At 55.2% G+C, this 11,196-nt stretch carries 7 protein-coding genes; 5 read left to right on the top strand and 2 right to left on the bottom strand.

Annotated features, from left to right (window positions below; all coding sequences use genetic code 11):
• Positions 1–73 precede the first annotated feature (73 nt).
• On the bottom strand, positions 74–223 hold the full coding sequence (locus tag DZE2538_RS21050) for a hypothetical protein (RefSeq protein ID WP_161624059.1): 150 nt from the start codon (positions 221–223) through the stop codon (positions 74–76).
• Positions 224–455: 232 nt separating this feature from the next.
• On the opposite strand from DZE2538_RS21050, the gene metA reads away from it, so the two are divergent.
• The 4 genes from metA to aceK all read left to right on the top strand — a co-directional run bounded on the left by metA (position 456) and on the right by aceK (position 6,456).
• Positions 456–1,385, top strand: coding sequence for a homoserine O-acetyltransferase MetA (gene metA / locus DZE2538_RS17390; protein WP_012886323.1), 930 nt, complete (start codon positions 456–458; stop codon positions 1,383–1,385).
• 305 nt (positions 1,386–1,690) lie between these two features.
• Positions 1,691–3,289 carry a malate synthase A gene (gene aceB, locus DZE2538_RS17385; protein ID WP_012886322.1) on the top strand — a complete coding sequence of 533 codons (1,599 nt, stop codon included), beginning with the start codon at positions 1,691–1,693 and terminating at the stop codon, positions 3,287–3,289.
• 23 nt (positions 3,290–3,312) lie between these two features.
• On the top strand, positions 3,313–4,620 hold the full coding sequence (gene aceA, locus DZE2538_RS17380) for an isocitrate lyase (protein ID WP_019843260.1): 1,308 nt from the start codon (positions 3,313–3,315) through the stop codon (positions 4,618–4,620).
• A 78-nt stretch (positions 4,621–4,698) separates the two neighbouring features.
• Entirely contained in the window at positions 4,699–6,456 is a 1,758-nt protein-coding gene (aceK, locus tag DZE2538_RS17375; RefSeq protein WP_038916877.1) for a bifunctional isocitrate dehydrogenase kinase/phosphatase, read from the top strand.
• 22 nt (positions 6,457–6,478) lie between these two features.
• Here the strand turns inward: aceK and iclR are convergent, their stop codons facing one another.
• Positions 6,479–7,309, bottom strand: coding sequence for a glyoxylate bypass operon transcriptional repressor IclR (gene iclR / locus DZE2538_RS17370; protein ID WP_012886319.1), 831 nt, complete (start codon positions 7,307–7,309; stop codon positions 6,479–6,481).
• A 164-nt stretch (positions 7,310–7,473) separates the two neighbouring features.
• Between iclR and metH the strand changes: the two genes are divergently transcribed.
• The gene (gene metH / locus DZE2538_RS17365) at positions 7,474–11,157 is read left to right on the top strand and encodes a methionine synthase (protein WP_038917218.1); all 3,684 of its coding nucleotides are present in this window, start codon (positions 7,474–7,476) and stop codon (positions 11,155–11,157) included.
• The last annotated feature ends 39 nt before the right edge of the window (positions 11,158–11,196 follow it).

Here is an 11,196-nt window from a genome sequence, read left to right as displayed (position 1 = left end):
CAGAGCGAAGGGCTCGGTCGGAAGACCGGGCCCTTTGTTTTGGGTTTTCGGGGGAATGACCGGTTGAGCCGGGTCAAGGCACCCAGCGCGCACTGGTTAACACCGGGGCTTTACTGGATATCGTCTGGGCGGCAGCCTGAGACAGCGGGTCAGTCACCTCTACAGTGTCATATGTGGACTTCTTCACCCGGGCATCGGTTCCACCCTCGCTCTCATACCTCATCCGTTCTCCTCTATATCCTTGTTGTTTTTCCCCCATTATCGAGGCTTCACTAAACCCCACTCTGCCTTGATCTTCGCTCTTATGCTAAAGATGGATATACAAATCGAATTTCTTATGAAAGATTTTCAACCAGAGGGTTATGCGCTCGACATTGCCGCTGAAAATCGCTATCTTTGGCTGCCTAGAAGTCTAAACGTATAAACGTATAAACGTGTGCAGTGAGGTGTAGGCTATGCCAATCCGGGTTCCTGATGAGTTGCCAGCAGTCAGCTTTTTGCGTAATGAAAACGTCTTTGTGATGGCGTCTTCCCGAGCAAAGACACAGGAAATTCGCCCTTTGAAGGTGTTGGTGCTTAACCTGATGCCAAAGAAGATCGAAACGGAAAACCAGTTTCTGAGGTTGCTGTCGAACTCACCACTGCAGATAGACATTCAATTGCTGCGTATCGATAGCCGAGAGTCGAAGAACACGCCGGTAGAGCACCTCAACAACTTTTACTGCGATTTTGAAGATATCGAGCACGAGAACTTTGACGGCCTGATTGTGACCGGCGCACCGTTGGGATTGGTCGATTTTTGTGATGTGGTGTATTGGCCACAGATCGAGCGTGTTGTTAAGTGGGCCAAAGAACATGTTACGTCCACCCTGTTTGTGTGCTGGGCGGCTCAGGCGGCATTGAATGTCCTGTACGGTATTCCTAAGCTGACCCGCGATGCGAAATTATCCGGTGTATATTCGCACCTTACGCTGCAGCCTCATGCCTTGCTGACGCGTGGTTTTGATGAAACCTTTCTGGCTCCGCATTCCCGTTATGCCGATTTTCCTTCCAGTGTTATCCGCGAGCATACCGATTTGGATATTCTGGTAGAGTCTGATGAAGCAGGCGCCTATTTGTTTGCCAGCAAGGACAAGCGGCTGGCGTTTGTTACCGGCCATCCTGAGTATGATGCGTTGACCCTGTCGGGTGAGTATTTCCGTGACCGTGAAGCAGGTCTGGAGCCGGTGATCCCGGTAAATTACTTTCCAGACGATAACCCTGAGAAAACCCCAAGGGCGACCTGGCGTAGCCATGGGCATCTGCTGTTTTCCAATTGGCTGAATTACTACGTTTACCAGATCACGCCGTTCGACTTGCGTCATATGAACCCTACACTGGACTGATTCTCCTTACCTCCATTTTTCCTGTCAGGCGCCTAACGGCGCCTTTTCTTTTTCCTGTTGGTATACGACAGGCTCCTCCTTGTACCTGTTTTTATAATGTATGAAATAGGTTTCTCTATTGCATAAAAATTTAACTTTTTATTAATCAAATAGTTGTTTGTTATTTTTTTATAAAATGGAAATAGTTTTTGATTTTTAATTTTATTGGATTAGGCTTAGTTCTGTTGGCTGAAAAACGTTCGAGTTAAGTTCGCAGATTGAGCAGCCAATAAGGCGAAGATGGCGGAGCAAAAAGGAACGACGACATGACACAACAGACGATAAGCAGGGAACTGGTATTCACCGCAGCGTTAGGTGACGCGGAACGGCAGATTCTGACGACGGAAGCGGTTGATTTTCTCACTGCGCTGGTAAGCCGGTTTACATCGCAGCGCAATCACCTGCTGGCCGAACGTCAGGTAATACAGGCGCGGATTGATAGTGGTGAATTACCGGGTTTTATTTCGGAAATGGATTCCATAAAAAATTCTGACTGGAAAATTCGTGGTATTCCGAATGACTTGTTGGATCGCCGGGTAGAGATTACCGGCCCGGTGGAACGCAAAATGGTGATTAACGCCCTGAACGCCAATGTGAAAGTCTTCATGGCAGACTTTGAAGACTCACTGGCACCCAGTTGGTCAAAAGTGATCGAGGGGCAAATCAACCTGCGTGACGCTGTGCGTGGCTCCATCGCCTACACCAACGAGGCAGGAAAGATTTATCAGCTCAAGCCCAATCCCGCGGTGTTGATTTGTCGGGTTCGTGGGTTACACCTGCCGGAAAAACATGTGCTGTGGAATGATGAGCCTATCCCCGGTAGCCTGTTTGATTTCGCGCTCTATTTTTTCCACAACTACCGCCAACTGTTGGCAAAAGGCAGCGGCCCGTATTTCTATTTGCCGAAAACCCAATCCTGGCAGGAAGCAGCCTGGTGGAGCGAGGTGTTCAGTTATGCCGAAGACCATGTTGGTTTAGCGCGCGGCACTATCAAAGCCACCGTATTGATTGAAACCTTGCCTGCTGTGTTCCAGATGGACGAGATCCTGTATCACCTGCGTGACCATATCGTCGGGCTGAACTGCGGTCGTTGGGACTATATCTTCAGTTACATCAAAACGTTGAAGAATCACCCGGACCGCGTATTACCAGACCGTCAGTCAGTGACGATGGACAAACCGTTTCTGAGCGCTTACTCGCGTTTGTTGATCAAAACCTGTCACCGGCGCGGTGCATTCGCCATGGGCGGTATGGCTGCGTTCATCCCCAGTAAAGAGGCGGAACGCAACGCGTGGGTGCAAGAGAAGGTCAGGCAGGACAAAGAACTGGAAGCCCGCAATGGTCATGACGGCACCTGGATTGCCCACCCCGGTTTGGCTGACACCGTGATGCCGGTGTTTGACCGCTTACTGGGTGATCGCCCCAATCAGTTGGATGTGCTGCGTGAGGATGATGCCCCGGTGACCGCTGATGAACTGCTGGCCCCTTGCCCAGGCGAGCGCACCGAAGCGGGTATGCGCGCCAACATCCGCGTAGCCGTGCAATACATCGAAGCCTGGATTTCCGGCAACGGTTGCGTACCGATTTACGGTCTGATGGAGGACGCTGCCACCGCAGAGATCTCCCGCACCTCCATCTGGCAGTGGATTCACCATGGCAAAACCCTCAGCGATGGCCGCGTGGTAACCAAAGCCTTGTTCCGCCAGATGCTGGCTGAAGAGATGCAGGTTATCCGCGGTGAGCTGGGCGATACCCGCTTTGATGGCGGCCGTTTCGAGGATGCAGGCCGACTGATGGAGCGTATCACCACGCAAGACGCGCTAATCGATTTTCTTACCTTACCCGGTTACGACTTACTTGATTAATCCTGTTTAAAAAAGGAATCGCTATGAGCACCTCTCGTACCCAACAAATCGAGCAACTGGAAAAAGAGTGGAATACCCCGCGCTGGGAAGGCATCACCCGCCCGTATCGCGCTGAGGACGTGGTGAATTTGCGTGGTTCAGTGAACCCTGCCTGCACACTGGCGCAACTGGGAGCGGAAAAACTGTGGAAGTTATTGAACGGTAAGTCACGTAAAGGCTACGTCAACTGCCTTGGCGCGCTCACCGGCGGGCAGGCATTGCAGCAGGCGAAAGCCGGGCTGGAAGCGGTGTATCTGTCCGGCTGGCAGGTGGCGGCTGATGCCAACCTGGCCGCCAGTATGTACCCGGACCAGTCGCTGTATCCGTCTAACTCGGTACCGGCGGTGGTGCAGCGCATTAACAATACCTTCCGCCGTGCGGATCAAATCCAGTGGGCTAACGGTATCGGGCAGGATGACCCGCGTTACACCGACTATTTCTTACCGATCGTGGCCGATGCGGAAGCTGGTTTTGGCGGGGTGTTGAATGCGTTTGAGTTGATGAAATCGATGATTGAAGCCGGTGCGGCCGCCGTCCACTTTGAAGATCAACTGGCGTCGGTGAAGAAGTGCGGCCATATGGGTGGCAAAGTGCTGGTGCCGACGCAGGAAGCGGTTCAGAAGCTGGTAGCGGCCCGTCTGGCGGCCGATGTATTGGGCGTACCGACATTGCTGGTAGCACGAACTGACGCTGATGCGGCGGATTTGCTGACCTCGGATTGTGATGATTACGATCGGGATTTTGTTACCGGTGAACGTACGGTGGAGGGTTTTTACCGCACCCGCGCCGGTGTAGAGCAGGCCATCAGTCGTGGGCTGGCTTATGCCCCTTACGCCGATTTGGTGTGGTGTGAAACCTCTAAGCCGGATCTGGAACAGGCGCGGCGTTTTGCCGAGGCGATTCATGCCCGCTTCCCCGGTAAGCTGCTGGCGTATAACTGCTCGCCGTCATTCAACTGGAAGAAGAATCTGGACGATCGCACCATCGCTCATTTCCAGGATGAACTGTCGGCGATGGGCTACAAATACCAGTTCATTACGCTGGCGGGTATTCACAGCATGTGGTTCAACATGTTCGATCTGGCGCATGCCTATGCGCAAGGCGAAGGGATGAAACACTATGTGGAGAAAGTACAGCAGCCGGAATTTGCGGCCATTCAGCAAGGTTACACCTTCTCTTCTCATCAGCAGGAGGTGGGGACCGGTTACTTTGACAAAGTGACTACGCTGATTCAGGGAGGTGTGTCGTCGGTGACGGCGCTGACCGGATCGACAGAAGAACAACAGTTCTGATGCGGATTATCCGCCCTATCGCGGCCAGCCTGATGCTGGCCGCGTGTCGTTATGTCGATGGACAAAGAGGAGAGTTGGATGAGTCGGGGACGGGAAAAACTGGTGGCACAGACCATTCTGCAAGGATTCGATGCGCAGTATGGTCGGTTTCTGGAAATCACCGCCGGGGCGCAGCAGCGCTTCGAACAGGCAGACTGGCATGCGGTACAGCAGGCGATGAAGCAGCGTATCCAGCTCTACGATCACCATGTCGGGCTGGTCGTCGAACAACTGGGTTGTATCACTGACCAGCAATGTTATGACGCCACCTTCGTTGCCCGGGTTAAACAGATTTACACTGCCTTGTTGCCGGATTATCCCCGTTTCGAAATTGCCGAGAGTTTCTTCAACTCCGTGTATTGTCGGTTGTTTCATCACCGGGAACTGACGCCGGATAAGCTGTTTGTATTCAGCTCGCAGCCCGCGAGACGCTTTCAGGAGATTCCACGACCACTGGCCCGAACTTATACGCCTGACAATGGGTGGGCGTCCATGCTGGAAGCGGTGTTGACGGCACTGCCGTTGCGGTTGCCGTGGGAAGATCTGGCACGGGATATCGGCTATGTGGAGCGATCGCTGCGGGAGGCGTTTCCGACGGCATCGCTGGCTAAAGCCTCGCTGCAGGTAGCCAACGAGCTTTTTTATCGCAATAAAGCGGCCTGGCTGGTGGGGAAACTGCGTTTACCGGGGGGGGTATTTCCCTTTTTACTGCCGATTCACCATAACGAACGCGGTGCGTTGTTTCTTGATACCTGCCTGACTCGTCACGCAGACGCCAGCATTGTATTTGGTTTCGCCCGTTCCTACTTCATGGTCTACGCGCCGTTGCCGTCGGCACTGGTGGCCTGGTTGCGGGACATTTTGCCGGGCAAAACAACGGCCGAGTTGTATCTGGCGATTGGGTGTCAGAAGCACAGCAAGACCGAGTACTACCGGGAGTATCTTGACTTTATTGCCAGCACGCAGGAGCCATTTATTATCGCGCCGGGCGTGAAGGGCATGGTGATGCTGGTGTTTACACTGCCGACGTTTGATCGGGTGTTCAAGGTGATTAAAGACAAGTTTGCGCCGCAAAAAGAGGTCAGCGAGGCACGGGTACGCGAGTGCTATCGGCTGGTGAAGGAGCATGACCGAGTTGGACGCATGGCCGATACGCAGGAGTATGAAAACTTCGTGCTGGAGAAAACGCGCATCAGTCCTGAACTGCTGGCGGAGCTGTGGCGGGAAGTGCCGGACAAGCTGGAAGACTTGGGCGACCGGCTGGTCATCCGCCATCTGTATATGGAGCGGCGAATGACACCGCTGAATCTTTATCTGGAGCAGGCTAGCGGGCAGGCGCTGCGCGATGTGATTGAGGAGTACGGCAACGCCATCCGGCAACTGGCGGCCGCCAATATTTTTCCCGGCGATATGCTGTTCAAGAACTTCGGTGTGACCCGTCACGGCAGGGTGGTGTTTTATGACTACGACGAAATCTGTTACATGACCGAAGTGAATTTCCGCGATATACCTCCACCGCGCGATCCGGCGGACGAGCTGGCGGCAGAGCCCTGGTATAGCGTTGGGCCGAATGATGTCTTTCCCGAGGAGTTCCGCCAGTTTTTGTGTAGCGACCGCCGTTTGCTGCCGCTGTTCGAAGAACTGCACGCGGACCTGTTTCGGGCCGAGTACTGGCGGGCGTTACAGCAGCGGATCCGCAGCGGCCATATCGAGGATGTCTACGCCTATCGGCGCAGAAAGCGCTTTAGTTTGCGCTATGCCGACCCGGTGACGTCAGACAGAGTGCTGACGTCATGATGTGCTGATGTCGTGATGCAGCTTAACGAGCGCCGCCGTATTGGTAGCTAATCTCTTTGGCGGCCTTAATCACCAGTGCACCCAATTCGGTAATGCGGCTGTCGGTAATGCGGGACACCGGCCCGGAAATAGAGATAGCGGCAAAGGCTTCGTGGTGTTCATCCAGAATGCAGGCGGCGACACACCGTAAGCCTAACGCATGTTCTTCATCGTCCAGCGAGTAACCCTGGCGGCGAATCGCCGTCAGATTCTCTTTCAGCGTCTGGGCGCTTAGGGTGTGTGGGGTATAGCTGTGTAACCCTTTGCGGTGCAGTAACTGGGTGACTTTGTCATCCGGCAGCATGGCGAGAAACGCTTTTCCGGCACCGGAGGCGTGCATCGGCAACTTGCCACCGATAGGCGCTGACATACGCATCAGCGCGGTACACTGCACCTGATCGATGATGATCGCCTGATAATCGGTTTGGTCCAGCACAGCCAGATTCACCGTTTCACCGGAGCTTTCCATCAACTGACGCAGCATCGGGTGCACCAGGCTGAGCAGATTTCGGCTTTGCAGAAAGCTACTGCCGACGATAAACGCATGAGTACCGATGGTCCATAACCCTAAATCACCTACCTGACGAACAAAGCCCTGCTGTTGCATGGTGGTCAGTAATCGGTGTGTGGTGGAGTTGGGCAGGCCTGCTTGTTGGGCCAGATCGGTCAGCGCGATGCTGCCGTTGGCTTTGGCGATATATTCCAGCAGTGTCAGGCCACGGGTCAGCGATTGTACCTGACCGGCGGGCTGCGCTGTGCTGGCTGTGGTAGCGCGGGGTTTTTTACCGCGTTTGGCGGGTTCGGGTGGCGTCATCATCGGTTTCCTTTTTCATATCATGGAATCGATTTTCGTTTTTTTAGCGCAGAATGCAACCGTCTTATCAGATGGGGTTATCAACGGCGCGCAGCGCTGGCACGACGCACTCTTGTGCTAGGATAAGTATTCGCACAGACGAGGGTAATAACGAGAATAAGATGATGGCAAATCGGTTACAGGCATTACAGCAGCAACTGGCGCAGCGCATTATGATTCTGGATGGCGGCATGGGCACCATGATCCAGAGTTACCGTCTGCAGGAGGAAGATTATCGCGGTGAACGTTTTGCCGACTGGCACTGCGACCTGAAAGGGAATAACGACCTGCTGGTGCTGAGTAAGCCGGAAGTCATCACCGCCATCCATCACGATTATCTGGCCGCGGGCGCGGATATTCTGGAAACCAACACCTTCAACGCCACCCGTATCGCCATGGCCGACTACGAAATGCAGGCGCTGTCGGCGGAAATCAACACGGTTGCTGCCCGGCTGGCGCGTGCCTGTGCCGATGAATGGACGGCACGTACTCCAGAGCGTCCACGCTATGTGGCCGGGGTCTTGGGGCCGACTAACCGCACCGCGTCAATCTCACCGGATGTGAATGACCCGGCGTACCGTAATGTCAGTTTTGACCAACTGGTGGAAGCCTACCGGGAATCGACCCGCGCGCTGATTGACGGCGGCGTTGACATCATCCTGATTGAAACGATTTTTGACACGCTGAACGCGAAGGCCGCTATTTTTGCGGTCGAAACCGAATTCGAGGCGCTCGGTGTCACGCTGCCAGTGATGATTTCCGGCACCATTACTGACGCTTCCGGCCGTACCCTGTCCGGGCAAACCACCGAAGCGTTTTATAACTCGCTACGCCATGCCCGGCCGCTGTCGTTCGGTTTGAACTGCGCACTGGGGCCGGATGAGCTGCGCCAGTATGTGGCGGAGTTATCGCGCATTGCTGAATGTTATGTCACCGCGCACCCCAACGCTGGGCTGCCGAACGCCTTTGGTGAATACGATCTGGATGCGGATGAAATGGCGCGCCAGATTGGCGAATGGGCACAGTCTGGTTTTCTGAATATCATCGGCGGGTGCTGCGGTACCACGCCAGAACACATTGCTGCAATGGTGAAAGCCGTCGAGGGTGTCGCGCCGCGCGTTCTGCCGACGCTGCCGGTCGCCTGCCGCCTGTCCGGGTTGGAGCCGCTGAATATCGGGGACGACACGCTGTTCGTTAACGTCGGCGAGCGTACCAACGTTACCGGCTCTGCCAAATTCAAACGCCTGATCAAAGAAGAGAAATACAGCGAAGCGCTGGATGTGGCGCGTCAACAGGTGGAAAGCGGCGCGCAAATCATCGACATCAACATGGATGAAGGGATGCTTAACGCCGAAGCGGCGATGGTGCGTTTCCTGAATCTTATCGCTGGCGAGCCGGATATCGCCCGTGTGCCGATCATGATCGACTCCTCAAAGTGGGACGTGGTGGAAGCTGGGCTGAAGTGCATTCAGGGCAAAGGCATCGTCAACTCGATCTCGATGAAAGAAGGTGTGGAAGCCTTTGTGCATCACGCCCGGCTGGTGCGCCGTTACGGTGCTGCCGTGGTGGTGATGGCGTTTGATGAAGTGGGGCAGGCGGATACCCGCGCGCGCAAAATTGAAATTTGTCGCCGTGCTTACCAGATCCTGACCGAAGAAGTCGGTTTCCCGCCAGAAGACATCATTTTCGACCCGAATATTTTTGCTGTTGCCACCGGTATTGAAGAGCACAACAACTATGCGGTGGATTTCATTGAGGCCTGCGCCGATATCAAAGCCCAGTTGCCGCACGCGCTGATTTCCGGCGGTGTGTCTAACGTGTCGTTCTCGTTTCGTGGCAATGAACCGGTACGTGAGGCGATTCACGCTGTGTTCCTGTATTACGCCATCCGTAATGGTATGGACATGGGCATCGTCAACGCCGGTCAGTTGGCTATCTACGACGACCTGCCCGCTGAACTGCGTGACGCCGTCGAAGACGTCATTCTCAACCGGCGCGACGACGGCACCGAGCGGCTGCTGGAGATTGCTGAGAAATACCGGGGCAGTAAATCCGACGACGACAGCAACAAAGGCGCGGCTGAATGGCGCGGCTGGCCGGTGAAAAAACGACTGGAATACGCGCTGGTTAAAGGGATCACTGAGTTTATCGAGCAGGATACCGAAGAGGCGCGAGCGCAGTCGGCGCGCCCCATTGAGGTGATCGAAGGGCCGTTGATGGACGGCATGAACGTGGTCGGCGATCTGTTCGGTGCCGGTAAGATGTTCCTGCCGCAGGTGGTGAAGTCGGCGCGGGTCATGAAGCAGGCGGTGGCGTACCTGGAACCGTTCATCCAGGCCAGCAAAGACCAGGGTTCCAGCGCCGGTAAAATTCTACTGGCGACGGTGAAAGGCGACGTACACGACATCGGCAAGAACATCGTTGGCGTGGTGTTGCAGTGCAACAACTACGAAATTATTGATTTGGGCGTGATGGTGCCGACCGACAAGATCCTCAAGACCGCCCGCGAAGAGAAGGTCGATATCATCGGCCTGTCGGGGTTGATTACCCCGTCGCTGGATGAAATGGTCAACGTCGCCAAAGAGATGGAGCGACAGGGTTTTACGCTGCCGTTGCTGATTGGCGGGGCGACGACCTCCAAAGCGCATACTGCGGTGAAGATCGAGCAGAATTACAGTGGCCCGACGGTGTATGTACAGAATGCGTCGCGCTCGGTGGGCGTGGTGTCGGCGCTGCTCTCGGATACGCAACACGACGATTTTGTGGCGCGTATCCGCAAAGAGTACGAAACGGTGCGTATCCAGCACGGTCGTAAAAAACCGCGCACACCGCCGGTGTCACTGGAGGTAGCACGCAATAACGCGATGCCGATCGACTGGGACAGTTATACACCGCCGGTGGCGCACCGCCTCGGCGTTCAACCGGTGACCGCCAGTATCGAGACCTTGCGTAACTATATTGACTGGACACCGTTCTTTATGACCTGGTCGCTGGCAGGCAAATACCCCAACATTCTGGAAGACGAGGTGGTGGGGGAAGAGGCCACGCGGCTGTTTGCGGATGCGAATGCCATGCTGGATACCCTGTCTGCCAACGGCACGCTGAATCCGCGTGGTGTAGTGGGGCTGTTCCCGGCTAACCGGGTAGGCGATGACGTTGAAATCTATACCGATGAGCGACGCACTGAGGTGCTGACCGTCAGCCATCATCTGCGTCAGCAAACCGAAAAGACGGATTTCCCTAACTACTGTCTGGCAGATGTAGTGGCACCGAAAGCCAGCGGCAAGCCGGATTACCTCGGCGCGTTCGCGGTGACCGGCGGTCTGGAAGAGGACGAACTGGCAGCACAATGGGAAGCGCAGCATGACGACTATAACAAGATCATGCTCAAAGCGCTGGCGGACCGGCTGGCGGAAGCGTTTGCCGAGTACCTGCATGAGCGGGTGCGCAAGGTCTACTGGGGGTATGCGCCGAACGAGAACCTCGGTAACGACGAGTTGATCCGCGAAAATTACCAAGGCATCCGCCCGGCACCGGGCTACCCGGCTTGCCCGGATCACACCGAGAAAGCCGTCATCTGGCAATTGCTGGACGTGGATAACACCGTTGGCATGAAGCTCACCGAGTCCTACGCCATGTGGCCGGGGGCGTCGGTGTCTGGCTGGTACTTCAGCCACCCTGACAGCAAGTATTTCGCCGTGGCGCAAATCCAACGCGACCAGGTGGAAGATTACGCGGTTCGTAAGCAGATGCCGGTACAGGAAATTGAGCGCTGGCTGGCGCCGAATCTGGGGTATGACGCAGACTGATTAACCAGTAGCGTCGATAAGAAAAAACAGGCCGGGGTA

Origin of the sequence: Dickeya zeae NCPPB 2538 (genome assembly GCF_000406165.1) — a bacterium.
In the GTDB taxonomy this organism is placed as follows: domain Bacteria; phylum Pseudomonadota; class Gammaproteobacteria; order Enterobacterales; family Enterobacteriaceae; genus Dickeya; species Dickeya zeae.
This window is presented reverse-complemented; position numbering and strand designations above follow the sequence as displayed.